We start from the raw sequence: 17232 nt of genomic DNA on the forward strand, positions 1-17232 counted from the left end.
GCCAAGCGCGGGAAGCCGGACCGGCTTCACCGCGCTTGGTGTGATGGATGGAAGGTTTTATCGGATGACGGCGTTGTCGATCGAACTCTTGCCGCCATCGTTGCCGATCGCGAGTTCCACCGTCACCGGATTCGTGGTTCCGGCCAGGTTGGTGCCGTAAGCGGCGGCTTGGAACCCGAAGCGATTGCCGCCCAAGGGTGTAATCAACGCCTCGATCCAGACGTCGTCGATCTTGCCAACATAGCTATAAACGCCCAACCGTCCCTTGCGGAACGTGCCCGCCGGAATCGTCGCCGTATAGCCGGCCACCGTCAACGTAACCGGCTCCGTCGTGGGGTCGATGCCGTCGCTCTCGCCGCCCAAGGTGAAATGAGACACCAGGAACAGTGTCTTGAGGCGTAGGTTGATTCTGAGCTGATCGACGCCGAAGCCACCGAAGGCGACGGGCACCGCCGATGCCGTCTCCAGATTCAGACCCACCACGACCGGATCGTGATCCGAGACGCGGAACTCGTCGGCGGCATACAGACTGGTCTGCTGGCTGGTGCTCTTGAACTCGGTATTGTAGTCGAGCACGCTCGGTTCGTCGGCGTTGATGTGATACTCCGCCGTGCCGGTGACCTGTGCGCTCAGACTCGCCGAGGCCAGCGCGTGATCGAGCGAACCCCATTGGCCATCGAACACGTAGGAGTAGGCATCGGCGCCAAGAAATTTGGGCGCCAGATCGACATAGCCGGCATCTTCGAGCACCCGAACCGGATCTTCCTTGGCATAGGCGTTCAAATCGCCGAGGATCAGGAGATCAGGATCGCCGCTACCGGTCGGATCGCTGTTCAACCAGTCGATCAGCGCCAGCGCCGCTTGAGTGCGGGTGACATTACAGTTGCCCTGACCGTCGCCCAAATCCGGGTCGCCGACATCGTTGCAGTCGGAGCCCTTGGATTTGAGATGATTGACCACGACGGTCAATTTTCCGCCGGTGGCGGTTTGCTGGAAGGTTTGAGCCAACGCCGGGCGGTTTTTGGTATCGATGAAACGACCGTCCTCGCCGCTGTCGAGGATCTTGTAGATCCCGACCGGCACGACCACGCCGGGTTTATAGATCAAGCCTACCTTGATCGCGTCGCCGCCGATCGTACCGGTGTCGATATAGGCATAGGTACCGGTGCCGACCTGGGCGTTCAAGCCATCGACGATATCCGCCAACGGCTCGGCACCGTCCGTGTTTTCCAACTCGATCAAACCCGCCACGTCGGCATCGAGTTTGGTCAGCGCGGCGATCAGCTTGGCGCGCTGACGCTCGAATTCGGTGGTCGAATCCGCGCCGCGACATTCCTGATCCCGCGAGGGACCGCAGGCATTGTCCAGCGGATCGCCGCTTGCGTAATCGAGCGTCACAAAGTAATTGAGCACATTGAAGCTCGCCACCTTGAGCGAACCGCCCACGCTGGGTACCGCCGCCGGGCGCGGATCGACGGGCTGAAAATTCGGCACGCCGCCACCCAAGGCGCCGACCGGACGCAGCCGGTAGGCATTGCCGCTGGCGCTGTTGCCGGCCCAGGTATAGGTCATCACGCCGACCAAGCCGGTCGCCGTGTCGCCACCGCGCAAGGTGTTGGCGGCGCTGAGCGGATTGCCGCCCCGACCAAACCGGATCGGGTCGGGATTTTGTCCGTTCGAATCGTCGTCGACGATGATGCGATTCAGATCGTTCGTCGCTTGCACGGCGGCGGCATCGGAACCGGGTAAGGCGATATTCGTCGGTTGCGGCAAGCGGTCGCCCGCGCTCATTACCACCTGGCCGAAGCGCCCCAATTGGTAGTGTTCGGTCACGAACAGCGTCTGCGGAAACCGCACCAACATGCCTTCGAAACGCTCCAGCGCGTCGGCGCTGGCAAACGGCATGTCGATATCGACGGGATCGACCGAGCCGGTGGCGTCGCAATTGGCGATCACCGGGTTGGAAAGCTGGGTCTGATCCTGATATTCGGAGACGGTACCGGTGACTTGCACGATCTCGCCCAAACTCACCGAATCGCTGGCGCCGTTATAAACGAAGATCGCATCCGAAGTGGCTGGGTCGCCGTCGGCATCCGCAGGCAGGTTTTGCAGGTAGAAACCCTGTAGGTTCGGCGAAGAGCCTTCGTAATCGCCCACCACCACGCCGCGAACCGTCTGCTGGCCGCCATGAGCCGGGTCGAAGGCCGCGCCGCTGCCTTGAATCAAACCGATCGGCGTGGCTGATAAATTACAGGCGACGGGCGGAGGCGGAGTGCCACCGGTGTTGCAAGCGCCCTTGGTATTGGCCGCCGGGGCTTGCCAACCGCTGTCGGTCAGTTGCAGCGACAGACCGATCGGATCGCTACCACCTTCATTGACACCGATATCGGTGCTGGTCAGCCCATCGGCGGGACCGCCGACCGCCGTGAATGTGCCCTCGTAACTCAAGAACTGCACCACGGCACCGCTGGCATCGACCAGGGCGATGCCATCCGGCGCACCGTTTTGAATGCCGTTGCTGGGATAATCGACCGCGACCGTGCCAGAACCGCTGCACTGATCGGGAATCACCCCGCTTAACGAAGCGGTGTCGTATGCCGCACCGCCATTGCCGTTATACAGAACCAGGCTCCAACCGGTCAGGTCGGTTCCGGCCGGTCCGGTCACCTCGATGAATTCGCCGGTATCGGTACTCGCGTTGTCGTAGTGGAATTCGCTGATGAAGACCGAACTGGCGGCCAATACGCTCGGAGCGAGCAAAGTCAGACCGATTCCGGTCCAGATGCGCACGGACATGACATATCTCCCTTCGGTGGGCTAGGGGCTTGCAACGAAAGGAGGCACAGTATGATAATTTTCTGACATTTTTTATTTAAAAATAAAAAAGTTAATATGAATTCTCGTCGGATTGGACGAGTGGTTGCGGGGCAGGTGCGGCGTGGTTCCAATATCCAGGAAATTGGATTGGGGACGAGCCACTTTCGATCCCGCATCACATTTCTGGATTGAGTGTTCTTGCCGTTCCCCGCAAAATTCGCCATTCGTCGCCATCTTGGAATGCCTCTCCATGTCACGACTTTCCCTGTCAATCTTCGGCCTGCTCCTTTGCGCGATCGCGCTGGCCCAAGGTGTCGCGCCGGTGGAGGTTGGCGTCCGACCCTTGCGGGAAGTGGCGATACCCGATCGGGGCACGGCGCCGGCCAGCGTGATCGCCCCCAACGACAGTCGGATCGCCGCCGAGGTTACGGCCAAGGTGGCGCGGGTTTACGCCGAGGTCGGTGGCACGGTCAAGGCCGGGCAACCGCTGTTGGAGCTCGACGCCACCGATTACCGGCTGGCGTTGGCCCAAGCCGATGCCCAGGTTTCGGCGGCGCGGGCGCGAGTGGCGCTGGCCGAACAGCGACTACGGCAGGCGCTGTCGCTGCGCAAGAAACAGTTCGTGTCCGACGATACCGTGCTGGAACTGCAAACCGGAGTGCAAGCCGCCGAGGCCGATCTGGACGTGACCCAGGCGCAGCGGGCGGTGGCCGCTCGTAATGTGGAAAAATGCCGCATCCTGGCGCCGTTCACCGGCGTGGTACTGGAGCGTCAGGCGCAGGTCGGCGCGACCGCCGCACCGGGTACGACACTACTGCGCTTGGTGGATTTAGCGCCGCCCGAGATCGAAGCTCAGATTCAGGCGGCCCAGGCCGATGAACTCCCAGCAGCGACTGAAATCGTGTTCGAAAGCCAGGGTAAATCCTACCCGGCCCGGTTGTTGCGATTGTCGCCGGTGGTCGATGTCGCGGCTCGTACCCGTGTCGCCCGGCTGCTTTTCAGCGATTCGGCTGCCCCGGCCGGCAGCAGCGGTACCTTGCGTTGGCTCGCGCCGGGGGTGTTGCTGCCACCCGAACTGCTGGTCAAGCGTGACCAAACCTTGGGCGCGTTCGTGGTCGAGAACGGCCATGCTCGCTTCCTGCCGGCGCCCGCCGCCCAGGAAGGCCGACCCTTCGCCATGGCCTTGTCGCCTGAAACCCCGATGGTGGTACGCGGCCAGCAAGGCTTGACCGACGGCCAAGCCGTGACCATCACCGACGGAACGCGCTGACATGCGCTTTTTCCAGGCGCTGATCACCAACCATCCGCTGGCCAACATCGCCTTCGTGGTGGTGATCCTGATGGGGCTGCTCGCCTACACGCACATGCCGCGCGAGCAGGACCCCGAAATCAATTTCAACTGGGTGAACATCTCCACCGCTCTGCCCGGTGCTTCCGCCGAGGATGTGGAAAAGCGCGTCACCAACCCGCTGGAAGATTCGATCCGCAACGTTCAGGACGTGAAGTTCGTGGTCAGTTCCTCGCGTGAGGGTGTCTCCAACATCCTGGTGCGTTTCCGCGACATCCCGGTGCGGGTGTTCGACAAACGGGTCAACGATCTGCGTCGCGAAATCCAGAACAAGGCCAACGCCGAACTGCCGGTGGAGGCGCTGGACCCGGAAATCCTCGAAATCACCAGCTCCAATGGGTTTCCCACCGCCATGGTGGTGCTGACCGGTCAGGCCGATGATGAAACCTTGCGTTCCACCGCGCGCACGGTCAAGGAAGATCTGGAACAGATTCCCGGCATCGATCAGGTGCTGGCGTTGGGCTTTCAGGACCCGGAACTGCTGGTGGAATTCAGCCCACCGGCGCTGGCCGCGCGCGGGCTGACCGCCGCCGATCTGGCCGAGGCGCTGCGGCTGTGGTTTCGCGACGTATTCGCCGGCAAGATCAAGACCGGCGGCGGCGAGTGGCTGGTGCGGGTGAACGGCACCACCGCCGACCCGGAATTGCTGGCCGATTTTTACCTGCAACCGCCGGGCGCGGCCGACGCCCGGGTGCCACTGGACGCCGTGGCCAGGATACGACGCGGGCGCGACGACCCCCGCCAGCTCGCCAGCATGGCGGGCCGACCGGGGGTGATGCTATCGGTGAGCAAGATCGGCTATACCAACACCCTGGACTTGGTGGGCGACATCCGCGACTACATCGATCGCAAGAACGCGGTATTGGCCGGGAGCGGTCTGAAACTGGTGCTGGCCGACGACCAGACCGTGGCGACTCGCTCGGCGCTGGGCATCATGCAGAATAACGCGGCCATCGGTTTATTGATGGTGCTGGGCGTGTGCTGGTTGTTCCTCGGCTCGCGCATCGCCACCATGGTGGCCTTGGGCGTGGTGTTTTCCGTCGCCGGCGCCTTTGTGCTGCTGAACGCTGTCGGTTCGACGCTCAACGTTTCGGTGCTGTTGGGTATCGTCATCGTGCTCGGCATGTTGGTGGACGATGCGGTGGTGCTGGTGGAGGCCATGTATTTCCGCATGGAACGCGGGATGAAAGCGCTCGACGCCGCGCTGGATTCCATACGCGAGGTGGGCTGGCCGGTGCTGGCGGCGGTGTCCACCACGATCGCGGCGTTCCTGCCATTGATGCTGCTGCCGGGCATCGTCGGCAAGTTCATGTTCGTGATCCCCTTCGTGGTGACGGTGGGGCTGACGGTCAGTCTGATCGAGGCATTCTGGATGTTGCCGGCGCATGTCGTGGCGCTGGGGGAACGCGCCATCAGCCGCCGCTCGCGGACACAGGCACTTCGCGAGAAGTGGACCCATTTGCTGCGGGTCAAGTACACCCGGCTGCTGATTCATGTGATGCGCTACCCGAAAACGTATCTGGGTTTGGCCTTTGCGTTGTTCCTCGGCGCGGCGGCAGCGGTGGGCGCCGGACTGGTGAAATTCCAATTCTTCGCCTTCGACCCGATCCGCTTGTACTACGTGAACGTGGACATGCCGCCGGATGCGCCCATCGAGGAAACCCTGCGCCAGACCCTGAAGGTGGAAGAGCGGGTACGCGCCGGGCTGCGCGCCGGCGAGGCGCGCTCGGTGACCTCGCTGGCCGGCATCAAATTTACTGAGATGGAACCGCTCTATGGCGACCAGTACGGCCAGATCGCGGTTTCGCTCAATCCGGCCGCGCCGGGCGTGCGCGGACTGGACGATATTATCGAGGAAATGCGCGAGTCGGTGACTCAAACGCCGGGCCGGGCGACGATTTCCTTCCTCAAGCTGTCCGGGGGTCCGCCGACCGCCAAGCCGATCAGCGTCAAGGTACGCGCCGACGACCGCGCGGAGCTGCGCGCCGCCGCCGACGCGGTCAAGACCATCGTGGCGAACATTCCCGGTACCCATGACGTGACGGACAACGACACGCCGGGCCGCGACGAGCTGAATCTGCGGGTGGACGTGAACGCTGCCCGCAACGCCGGATTGGACCCCGGCACGGTGGCCCGTTTGGTCCGGTTGCACCTGGACGGCGAGGTGGTGGCCGATCTGCGTGACCGGGGCGAGAAGGTGGAATTGCGGGTTCGCGCGGCCCCGCGCACGGTAGCGCGCGTGCGGGAGGTGCTGGACGATCCCATCGCCCTGCCCGGTGGCGGGACCACGACCCTGGCCGCGCTGCTGGTGACGGAGGAACGCAAGAGTCTTGGCCTGATCCGGCATTGGAACCTGCGCCGCGCTATCACCGTGGAGGCCGATCTTGACAAGGAGACGACCGATACCTTGGCGGCGAACAATCGGTTGCGCGCGGAGTGGGAAAAGATTCGAGCGCGTTACCCCGCCACCAATCTCGATTTTTCCGGCGAGCTGGACGACATCAACGAATCGCTGGAAGCGATGGGGCCGTTGTTTCTGCTCGGCGTGGGGCTGATCTATTTGATTTTGGCGACGCAGTTTCGCAGCTACTTTCAGCCGCTGCTGATCCTGGTGACGGTACCACTGGCCTTCACCGGCGTGACATTGGGTCTGCTGGTGTCGGGCAATCCCTTGTCGCTGTATACGCTTTACGGGATCATTGCCCTGACCGGCATCGCGGTGAACGCCGCCATCGTGCTGATCGATGCCGCCAACGCCCGCCGGGCCGTCGGCATGTCTACCCTGCACGCCACGCTGTACGCCGCGCGCCGACGGGTGATCGCTATTCTGATGACCACCGGCACCACGATCGCGGGATTGTTTTCGCTGGCGTTCGGGCTGGCGGGGAAGTCGCTGTTGTGGGGGCCAGTGGCGGCCAGCATCGTCTGGGGACTGGCCTTTTCCACCGTGCTGACGCTGTTCGTGATCCCGGTGCTGTACCGGTTCTTCATGCATCGGCGGCCGGTGGGTCGGCGGCGTTGGTGGTGGCGGCGCGGGGCATAAGTTCTGAGTCCACCGCTCGCGTCAGCCGCTGTTTCACCACATGCAGCAGATTTTCCATCTCGCGGTCGATTTCATCGGGTTCTTCCTTGAACAGGTTGATCAGCCAGGGTTCCAGCAGCCGACGTTCCTCCTGAGCCAATGCCAGCAAGACTTGGGGATTGCGGGTCGCCTTGTAGTCCACGCCGGCCTTGAGGAGCCGCAAGGGTAGGGCCATTTCTTCGAGATCACCGGCCAGCTCTTGCCAAGTGTCATGCCAGGCGCGGGCCACCGAGTCGCTGATCCAGGGCAGCGTTAATGCACGAATGCGCCAGACCAAGCCTTGGCCCAGTTTCGTGAGTCGTTCGTGGCGTGCGAACAATTCCAGCCAGACCGAGATGAAGCGCTTCCAGATGGCCGGGTTTTGCGTGCCTCTGATGAGCTTGGTAATGATATATAAATCCCAGCCTGTCCAGAGACCCGGTGCAAAACGATTCAAAACATCGTCCAGTTCCGCGCAGCCCTCTTCCCAGCGGTCCAGCCACATCAGAGTGTCGGCATGAACAAGGTCGTGCCGGAATTGTATGATTTCAGAAGCAGGCGCCGGGGTTGATTCCAGCACCTCCAGGGCGGCAGTGTGGCGGCCAAGGTTGCTTAACACTACGGTACGGTGAAGATCAGCAGGTATCCCTTTTTTGTTTAGCTCGGGATCGATCTTGAGCGCTCGATCGTAAGCCGTCAGCGCCGCTTCGTATCGGCCCAGTTCTGCGTTGGCGATGCCGAATGAAAACCAGAATATTGGTTCTTCGGGCAAAAGAGCCGTCATTTGCTCCGCCATCCGGTGCCAGAGTCGATAGCGTCCCTGTTCTTCAAATAAATCCCAAATAAAACCCCAACTATCGATAGCGCGTGGATTCAACTCCAGCGCCTTGCCGAAGGCACGCAAGGCTTCCTCCGGTCGATCCATTACCCAGACGAGCCCACTTTGAATCCATGCATGGGCGGTTTTCGGTTCTCCTATTAGTTCCGGGGCCTTATCAAAATATGTTTGCGCCTCGGCATGACGTCCCACTCGCTTGAGAGACCAAGCATGACTGATATTGAAAAAATAATTATCAGCTTTCAGCACCAGCGCTTTGGCCGAGGCAAGCAGCGCTTCTTCAAAACGCCCCAATTGACTAAGAATGATTTCTTGACTCAGCCAAGCAAGACCATTCTCTGGATCAATCTCCGTCACCTGCCGCCAACAGGCCAGTTGTTCTTCGAGATCATGGTCCAGTTTTTCCAGACACAGGGCCTTACAAAACCAACTTTCCTTATCATCGTTATCCCGCTGAATCGCCAGTTCCGCCGCTTCCAGAGCGGCTTGATGGTTACCGGCGATCAAATAGGTTTGGAAGTCGGTTTTCAGCATCGAGCACACCGGATCTAGCTCAGATTGCGCCCGCTGCATGGCTTCCCGCAAATGGGTTTGTTCGAGACTGATGACGCCATCAGGCGCCAACCGTGCCAGTTCCGTTGCCGAATACCAGACCCGCAAGAACTGTACGAACAGCTCCACCGTGCGGCCACGTTGTTCCTTGACTTCCAGACAGAATCGCATCAAGGGCTCGCGTAACTCGTAGTAATTGGAACGTCCCAGGGCAGCGGCCTGAATCACGTAACCCAGGTCTTTGAGTTTGCCTAGTTGGGCGGAAATGGTCTGGGAGGTGTTCATGGCCTGGCGGGCGATTTCCTTGATCGTGACCGCGCCGCGCAACCGGCGCATGATATCGATGATGCTGCGCTGTAAAGGCGCAAGCCGGTCCATTCGCGCCTGGTAATAAGGGGTCAGTTCATCGATCAGCTTCATGAACGGCCGGACCAGGTCGTCCAAGGACTCCCGCGTGAGAAAGTCGTAAAAGACCACATAGATGCGTGGATTGCCCCCAGCCAGATAATGAACGGCGCGGACGCGGGCGCGACCCATCGGACTACAGAGAGCATTGGCCAAATCGTCACTGCCCGCGCGCTGGGCCATGCGGGTCAGCAGGCGCACAGCATCCTCGACGGTGAACGGGTCGAGCGTGTGGATTTTGAAAAAGCCGTGGAAGGTGTTTTCGCGTTCGGCCACCGCTTCGCTCAGGCTGGTGGCGGTGGCGAGAAGCGTGGTTATCGGGTGATTTTGCAGAAAGGCGCGCAGCTTGCGCTGGCCCGTTTCTTTGAGATTCGCCAGCAGATCATCCAGATTTTCGACGATCAGCAGCAGCGTCTTATCACCGACAAATTCAACCAGCAACTGCTCCAGCAGAGGTTCGGCCTGGTTGGCATCTTCCAGGTCGAGCACGTCCTCCAGCCGCTGGCGCAGGGTTTCCAGCGCGTAAGTCTGTTGCAGGGTTTGCAGAATCAGCAGCAACAGGTTGTGATAGCCGGCGATGTACGGATCTTCCGGCAGCCAGGCAATCCGCAATCGGTCGTCCAGTTCGGCATCGCGCCGTACTCGGTGATGGAGCAAAGCCACCAGATGGGTCTTGCCGATGCCGCGTGGACCGATCAAGAGCCGTTGGTGCTTGTTAGCGCCGGTGGCGCTCTCCTGAATGCCATCCAGGATGCGCTGAGCGAGTTTCTCCCGCGCCACGAACAGATCTTCCAGCGTTTCGGGATCGCTTTGGCTGGGCGTGAATGTCGAATGGTAGGGCGCGTTCATTCAGGCGAGACCTTGATCCAAACGCCACCAGCGACGGATGAGACTGAAGCGAAACCGGTAACCGCCATCCTGATCCTGATGCAGATAATGATCCCGCTGCATGAGTTTGAGCAGGGTGCGGAGCGCTTCCCGGTCGCCTTCGACCATGCGCTGGGCGTTTGTGCCGAGTCGGGAGAGATTGATTTTAAGCCGCTCGTGCAACTCGTCGAGAATCAGCGGTTCAGTCTCGGCCAACTGATCCAACAGCGCCCGGACCACTTCGGCGCGCTCGCCGTAATAGCTACTCAGCCGGCTGCGAAAATGTTCCAGATCCCAATCCTGGGCATTCGCAAGCGCCTCGGCGACGATCGTTTCCGCGATCTCGGGTGTCGCGGCTTGGCCTCGATCTGCCATGGCGGCGACCACATGATGGATATAGAAGGGGATAGCGTCCACGCGCCTTGCGATGATGGCGGCGGTTTTATCCAGGGTGCCGCTGGTCAGCCCTTCTCCCTGTATCAGCGCCTTGGCCAAGGCTTCGGCGTGCCCATCATCCAGAGGCGGCACTTCGACCGTGCGCATATCGTTGACCGGAGAATTGACGTAGCCCTCTTCGCGAAGGGCGGTCACGACGTGATGCAGGCCGATGGAGCCCGTGTAAATCATGCGCAGATTGGCGTGGGTTTGGCGCAGGCCACGCAGCGTATCCAGGAGGTCCATGACGACCGTTTCCCCTTCTGAACGCGCGATCTTCTGCAACATCCAGGGCAACTCGTCCCAGCATAAAATGACTTGTCGGTCGCTGTGTTGGGCAAGATCGCCCAGAATCCGTTCCAACAGTGCTTTCCAGTGGGGAGCCGCAGTTGTGGGCAGTTTTACACCGAGGATTTGGGTGCCTCCCAAGGCGGCCCAGAGCTCTTTGGTTTTGGTTGCCGTTTTCTGGAACAGCTTAAGGTGTTTTTCCACATCCTCGGCGACTCGTTCCACGAACTCGATAGGGGTGCTGACGCCACCGACATCTCGAACCTGAATCGTTATGCCGTTTGGTGGTTGCGCCTCCATCTTTTTGATAATGCAGGTCTTGCCCATACGCCGTTCGGCCACCAACACCAGGCTTTGGTGCTTCAGGGTGGCCCAAAGGCGGTCGATGAGGTGGTCTCGCCCCATGACGTTTTCAGGAGAAACCGCCCCACCAGGATTTGCTTTCATGGCATACGCCCATCAGAAATTACGTCAAAATAGACGTACGTCATTATTGACGTAATTAAATTTATGTCAACACAAATTCTTGATGGCGTTTCTTGATTGCAGCGATGCGTGCTTCCGCCTTTATGAGCGGAAGTGGCCTTTTACGTGAGCAGGATCAGCACCCACACCACGGCGGCGTTCAGCAGCGCCACAAACACCGCCGCTGAGCCGATATCCTTGGCCCGACCCGATAGCTCGTGGTGTTCCGGTCCGATGCGGTCCACCGCCGCCTCGATGCCAGTGTTCAGCAGTTCGACGATCACGATCAGCAGCAGACTGCCGATCAGTAGCGACCGCTCCACCGGGCTGTGCCCCAACCACAGGGCCAGCGGGGTCAGTACCGCGCATAAAAACCCTTCCTGACGAAACGCTTCTTCGTTGCGCCAGGCTGCTTTCAGACCAGCCCAGGAATAGCCGGTGGCGTTGATTAACCGGCGCCAACCCGTGTGATTTTGAAAGGCCATCGGGATCAGGACTCGACCGGCCGCCAGGCCAGATCCATGTCGCGGGCGGCGCGTACCTCGTCCAAACGCCGCACCGGTCGGTGGTGGGGCGCACCCTGGACTTGCTCGGGACTGCTCTCGGCTTCCTGCTGGATTTGGCGCATCGCGGCGACGAAGCCGTCCAGTTCTTCCTTACATTCGGTCTCGGTCGGTTCGATCAACAGGCACTCCGGCACCAGCAGCGGGAAGTAGGTGGTTGGCGCATGAAACCCGAGATCGAGCAACCGCTTGGCGAAATCCATCGCCGTTACGCCCAGCGTCTTGGCCTGCCGCTTGAGGGTGATGATAAATTCGTGGCTGGCCCGTCGTTGGGGGAATGCGGCGTCGAAGCCGGTCTTCATCAGTTCCGCCAGTAGATAATTGGCGTTCAGTGTGGAGAATTCGGCGACCCGGCCCATGCCGGCGCGGCCCAGCAAGCGGGCGTAGACGTAGGCGCGCAGAATCACTCCGGCGTTGCCCATGAACGCCGACAAGCGACCGATGCTCTGGGGGCGATCGGTTTCACTCAACCAGCGATAGCGCTCGCTCTCCTTGCCGACGATGGGAATCGGCAGGAACGGCGCCAAGCGGGCGTTGGCCGCGACCGGACCGGCGCCAGGACCACCGCCACCGTGCGGAGTGGCGAAGGTCTTGTGCAGATTCATGTGCATTACGTCGAAGCCCATGTCGCCGGGTCGGGCCTTGCCGAGAATGGCGTTGAGATTGGCGCCATCGTAGTACAGCAGACCGCCGGCCTGGTGGACGATGGCGGCGATCTCGGCGATGTTCCGCTCGAATACGCCCAGAGTTGACGGATTGGTCAGCATCAGTCCGGCGGTTTGTGGGCCGACCGCCTGGCGCAGGGCGGTGAGATCCACATCGCCGGCGGCGTCGGTGGGAATTTCCCGAACCGTGAAACCGCACATGATGGCGGTGGCGGGATTGGTGCCGTGAGCGGCGTCCGGTACCAGCACCTCGCGACGAGCGTGATCGCCGCGAGAGACGTGATAGGCGCGGATCATCGCCATCCCGGCGAATTCACCCTGAGCGCCCGCCATCGGTGTCAGCGACACCGCCTGCATGCCGGTCACTTCCCGCAGCATCTCCTGCAATTCGTGCAGGCAGGTCAGAAAACCTTGGCTGATGCCTTCCGGCGCCAGTGGATGGCGGGCCAGCAAACCGGGCAGCGAGGCCAACCGGTGACAGACCCGCGGGTTGTATTTCATGGTGCAGGAACCCAGCGGATAGAAGTGGGTGTCGATGGAGAAGTTCTTCTGCGACAGCCGGGTGTAATGGCGCACCGCCTGGAGTTCCGAGACTTCCGGCAACGGCGCGGCGCGGCGGCGGCGCAGGGAAGCGGGCAGGTCGGACAAGGCATCGTCGGGCGCGATGGCGGGGATGACCGCTTGTCGGCCGGGACGGGACTGGTCGAAGATCAGCATGAAGGGAACACCAGGGCTTGAGGAATCGTCATGGTTTTTTCGACGCGGAATTATTATCCCAACGCCGCCAGCGCCGCGTCGTAATCCGGTTCCTGGGCGATTTCCGGGACCAGTTCGGTGTAGCGCACGGTGTTGTTCTCGTCCAGTACCACCACGGCGCGGGCGGTAAGGCCGGCCAGTAGTCCGTCTTCCAGCAGCACGCCGTAATCCTTGGCGAACTTGCGCGAACGCATCATCGATAGGGTGACCACGTTATCCAGGCCCTCATTGCCGCAGAACCGGTGTTGAGCGAAGGGCAGGTCGGCGGAGATGACCAGAATGACGGTGTCGGGATGGGCCTTGGCGTGTTCGTTGAACTTGCGGGTGGACAGCGCGCACACCGAGGTATCCAGACTGGGCACGATATTCAGCAGTTTTTTCTTGCCGGGGAAATCGGCCAGGGTGACATCGCTCAGGCTGGCGGTGACCAGCTTGAAACCGGGCGCGGCCGCGCCGACAGTGGGTAGTTCACCGTTGGTATGGATGGGGTTGCCTTTGAAGGTAATGTTTGCCATGAGCAATGTCCTCCGTTTGATGACGCTTGGGAAAAATTGCCGCGCGTTCGGCAAAAATTGATTTTCACGCGATTTCCGCCAGCGCCGCCGCGTAGCGTCGCAGGTCGGCTTCCTCCCGAGTTTCGGTGGCGCACACCAGCAGGGCATGGCCCAGCTCGGGGTAATCGTCGTTCAGATCGAAGCCACCGAGAATGCCGCGCGCCAGCAACCCGTCCAGCACCTCGCTCGCCGGGCGCGGCAGTCGCAATACTGTTTCGTGGAACACCGGCCGGTCGAAAACCCGGCTGACCCCCGGCACTTGCGTCAGTTGTTCCACCAGTACGCGGGTATTGGCATGACAGGCGGCGGCAACCTGCTCCAGGCCGCGCGGACCCAGCAGCGACAGATATAGCGTGGCGGCGGTTACCATCAAGCCTTGATTGGTGCAGATGTTGGATGTGGCCTTGGATCGACGAATGTGCTGCTCGCGGGCTTGCAAGGTCAGGGTAAAACCGGTCTTGCCGTCCAGATCGACGGTGCGACCCACCAGCCGACCGGGCATCTGCCGTACCCATTCCCGCCGGCAGCACAGAAAGCCGAAGTAGGGGCCGCCGGAAGACAGCGGCGAACCGAGTGGCTGACCATCGCCGCAGGCGATGTCGGCGCCGGCGTCACCCCATTCGCCGGGCGGTTTGAGAATCGCCAATGCGGTGGGATTGACCACCGCCACCGCCAATGCGTTGTGTTGGTGCGCCCAATCGGTCAGTGCGTCCACCTCTTCCAGCACCCCGAAAAAATTGGGCTGCGGGATGACCAGCGCCGCGAAATCCTGTCCGGCGTAGGGGGCGAGCGCTTCGACCGGGGTATGGCCTCCGGTTGGATCGTAGGGCACTTCCACCAGTTCGATGCCCTGATTGTGCACGATGGCATGCACGGTCCGCCGATATAGCGGATGCAGGGCGCGAGGGATCAGTATCCGCTTGGATTTGGACTTGCGGTTGGCGCGCACCGCCATCAACAGCGCCTCGGCCAGCGCCGAAGCACCGTCGTACAGCGAGGCATTGGACACGGCCAGGCCGGTCAAGCCCGCCATCATGCTTTGATATTCGTACAGCACCTGCAAGGTGCCCTGACTGGCCTCCGGCTGGTAGGGCGTATAGGCGCTGTAGAATTCGCCACGGCCGACGATCTCCCACACTGCCGCCGGGATGTGATGCTCGTAGGCGCCGGCGCCCAGGAAACACAGCGGGCGTGGATAATCCGCCGCTCGCGCTTCCATCAGCCGGGTGACCTGCAACTCGTTCAGTGCCTCCGGGAGGGCCGGTAGTTCGCCGACCCGCAGCGCCGACGGGATTTCCTCGAACAGTGTGTCCAGATCTGGCGCGCCGATGGCGGCCAGCATCGCTCGGACATCGTCCGAGGTATGGGGGATAAACGGCATGACGATCTCGCCCCGCCTTACTCGACCAGCCTGGGATTGGCTAGTGAACTGGCGTCTTCGTCCTCATCGTCGGCGATGGCGATGGCTTCGTAGGCGGCCGCGTCCAGCAATCCGTCCAGCGTGGCGGTGGTCTTGAGTCGGAAAATCCAGCCCTCGCCGTACGGATCTTCATTGATCAGTTCCGGGGTGTCGGCCAGAGCCTCGTTCACCTCCACGATCACGCCTTCCAGCGGACTGTAGACGTCGGAAGCGGCCTTGACCGACTCGACCACCGCACAGCTTTCGGCGGCCGCCACGGCGCGGCCCACTTCCGGGATTTCCACGAACACCAGATCGCCCAGCAGGTGTTGGGCATGATCGGTGATGCCGACGGTGACGGTGCCGTCGTCGTTGGCGCGCGCCCATTCGTGAGATTCGCTGTAACACAGATCGACGGGGGATGTTGCTGCTCATGGGGTTCGATTCCTCAACAACGGGGGGTTCTGGGGTGGGGTCATTCGATCAGGGCGCGGCCATGGCGGACGAATGGCGGCTTGACCACTCGCGCCGGCAGGCGTTTGCCGCGAATCTCCACTTGGCAACGCGCGCCGACACCGGTGTCGACCCGAGCCAGGGCGATTGCGCGGTTCAGGGTGGGGGAAAAGGTGCCGCTGGTGATCTGGCCGATCTCGCGCCCGTCGTCGAAAACGTGCTGATGGCCACGCAACACGCCGCGTTCTTCCAGCACCAGGCCGACGAAGGTTTGCGGCGCACCGGTCGCGCGTTGCCGTTCCAGCGCGGCACGACCGATGAAGTCGCGCTCGGCCGGTTCCCAGGCCACGGTCCAGCCCAACCCGGATACCAGCGGGGTGGTGGTTTCGTCCATGTCGCGGCCGTACAGATTCATGCCGGCTTCCAGGCGCAGGGTGTCGCGGGCGCCCAGTCCACAGGGCGCGACGCCGGCGGCGACGATCTGGTCCCATAGTTCCGGTACGGTGGCGGCGCTCGGCAGGATTTCCACTCCGTCCTCGCCGGTGTAACCGGTACGGGCGATGAATCCGTGGTCGGTTTCCAGGGCATGGAACGGTTTGAGCGCACGCACGGCCGTCAGGGTGTCGGCGCCCAGGACGCTTTCCAGTCGAGCCAGTGCTTCGGGACCTTGCACCGCCAGCATCGCCAGATCGTCGCGTTCGCGCCAAGCGGCGCCGAAGCGTTCGGCATGCGGCGCGATCCAGGTCAGATCCTTATCGCGAGTGGCGGCGTTCAGCACCAATCGGTAACCAGTTTCGCCCCGGTCGTAGACGATCAAGTCGTCGATTACCCCGCCGGCTTCGTTCAGCATGCAGGTGTACAACGCCTTGCCGGGATACAGGCGGGCGACGTCGTTGGCCAGCAAGTGGCGGAGCAAGGCGCGGGTCGGGTCGGGGTCGGCGAAATCGACCACCGTCATGTGCGACACGTCGAATACGCCGGCGACGCGGCGCACCCGATGATGTTCGTCGAGCTGCGAGCCGTAATGCAGTGGCATATCCCAGCCGCCGAAGTCCACCAGCTTCGCTCCCAGGGCGGCGTGGCGGGCATACAGAGGAGTACGTTTGGCCATGCGGAGAATCCCGGTGGGATTGGATGCGTCATGGTAGCCTGAATTGTGCGAGTGGGGTATAGCCGGAACGGTGAATCGTTCGGTTGCATGGGGTTGGAATCGCGCCAAGCCAGTGCCAGTATGACCTGAAGCAGGCGGTTGCCCAATGCGGTGGCGTACATCCGAAACAGGCGCCGATACCAGCCGCGCCCGAAGACTTCCTCATTCCGGTTGAACTCGTAGCGCAAGGCGCGCTCCGCGCAGAAGTCGATCAGCACTTGTTCCAGCGGCAGAGCGAGAGCGGCGCGCAAGATCACGGGGCCGATGTTCCCGTCTTCCGTCACGCCCATCGCTTTTTGCAGCAAGCGCACGGCCGTTCCCACGCCCTGGTTCACGGCGCTATCGAACACCAGCAGGGCCAACGAAGCCGGTAGGTCGGTACCGTGCACCGGATTCCAGTAATCGCGGCGATAGATTTCAATCACGTCATCCATCGTCAAGCGCCGAATATCGAGGTCTGGATAAGCGCGCCTGGAAATGCCGCACTTCGTCAAACCGCCGGGGTCTTGCTTGTGGTCCGACAAACCGCCTTCCTCCGATAAGACGGCGCGCACGCAACGGTCAAAGTTTTCCATCAGCGTTCCCTATCAATTGAACGATGATGAATTAAACGCTG

Annotated in this window: 12 protein-coding genes; 2 read left to right on the forward strand and 10 right to left on the reverse strand. The window is 61.7% G+C overall.

The features are described 5' to 3' along the window. Positions 1–57: 57 nt before the first annotated feature. A complete protein-coding gene (locus E4P82_RS06450) occupies positions 58–2796 on the reverse strand; it encodes an ExeM/NucH family extracellular endonuclease (protein WP_169248121.1) in 2739 nt (912 codons plus the stop codon). A 271-nt stretch (positions 2797–3067) separates the two neighbouring features. Between E4P82_RS06450 and E4P82_RS06455 the strand changes: the two genes are divergently transcribed. Next, positions 3068–4087, forward strand: a complete 1020-nt coding sequence (locus tag E4P82_RS06455; protein WP_169248122.1) for an efflux RND transporter periplasmic adaptor subunit — start codon at positions 3068–3070, stop codon at positions 4085–4087. A gap of 1 nt (position 4088) precedes the next feature. Further along, complete coding sequence (locus E4P82_RS06460) at positions 4089–7208, forward strand: efflux RND transporter permease subunit (RefSeq protein WP_169248123.1); 3120 nt, start codon at positions 4089–4091, stop codon at positions 7206–7208. Here E4P82_RS06460 and E4P82_RS06465 read toward each other — a convergent pair. From E4P82_RS06465 to E4P82_RS21840, 9 genes are all read right to left on the reverse strand, one after another. Continuing rightward, positions 7153–9870, reverse strand: a complete 2718-nt coding sequence (locus tag E4P82_RS06465) for a tetratricopeptide repeat protein (RefSeq protein ID WP_169248124.1) — start codon at positions 9868–9870, stop codon at positions 7153–7155. The genes E4P82_RS06460 and E4P82_RS06465 overlap by 56 nt on opposite strands. Then, positions 9871–11058 (reverse strand): ATP-binding protein, encoded by a 1188-nt coding sequence (locus tag E4P82_RS06470; RefSeq protein ID WP_169248125.1) that lies wholly within the window; start codon positions 11056–11058, stop codon positions 9871–9873. 140 nt (positions 11059–11198) lie between these two features. Further along, entirely contained in the window at positions 11199–11561 is a 363-nt protein-coding gene (locus E4P82_RS06475; protein WP_169248126.1) for a diacylglycerol kinase, read from the reverse strand. A gap of 5 nt (positions 11562–11566) precedes the next feature. Beyond that, complete coding sequence (gene gcvPB, locus E4P82_RS06480) at positions 11567–13021, reverse strand: aminomethyl-transferring glycine dehydrogenase subunit GcvPB (protein ID WP_169248127.1); 1455 nt, start codon at positions 13019–13021, stop codon at positions 11567–11569. A 53-nt stretch (positions 13022–13074) separates the two neighbouring features. Then, the gene (tpx, locus tag E4P82_RS06485) at positions 13075–13575 is read right to left on the reverse strand and encodes a thiol peroxidase (protein ID WP_169248128.1); all 501 of its coding nucleotides are present in this window, start codon (positions 13573–13575) and stop codon (positions 13075–13077) included. Positions 13576–13639: 64 nt separating this feature from the next. Beyond that, positions 13640–14995, reverse strand: coding sequence for an aminomethyl-transferring glycine dehydrogenase subunit GcvPA (gene gcvPA / locus E4P82_RS06490; protein ID WP_169248129.1), 1356 nt, complete (start codon positions 14993–14995; stop codon positions 13640–13642). Positions 14996–15012: 17 nt separating this feature from the next. Next, on the reverse strand, positions 15013–15423 hold the full coding sequence (gene gcvH / locus E4P82_RS06495) for a glycine cleavage system protein GcvH (protein WP_169248164.1): 411 nt from the start codon (positions 15421–15423) through the stop codon (positions 15013–15015). Positions 15424–15488: 65 nt separating this feature from the next. Beyond that, the gene (gene gcvT / locus E4P82_RS06500) at positions 15489–16523 is read right to left on the reverse strand and encodes a glycine cleavage system aminomethyltransferase GcvT (protein ID WP_312914292.1); all 1035 of its coding nucleotides are present in this window, start codon (positions 16521–16523) and stop codon (positions 15489–15491) included. After that, the gene (locus E4P82_RS21840) at positions 16421–17191 is read right to left on the reverse strand and encodes a glycoside hydrolase family 108 protein (RefSeq protein ID WP_246327393.1); all 771 of its coding nucleotides are present in this window, start codon (positions 17189–17191) and stop codon (positions 16421–16423) included. Before E4P82_RS21840 ends, gcvT begins: the two co-directional genes overlap by 103 nt. Between the last annotated feature and the right edge of the window lie 41 nt (positions 17192–17232).

It is taken from the genome of Candidatus Competibacter phosphatis (assembly GCF_012939995.1).
GTDB lineage: Bacteria > Pseudomonadota > Gammaproteobacteria > Competibacterales > Competibacteraceae > Competibacter > Competibacter phosphatis.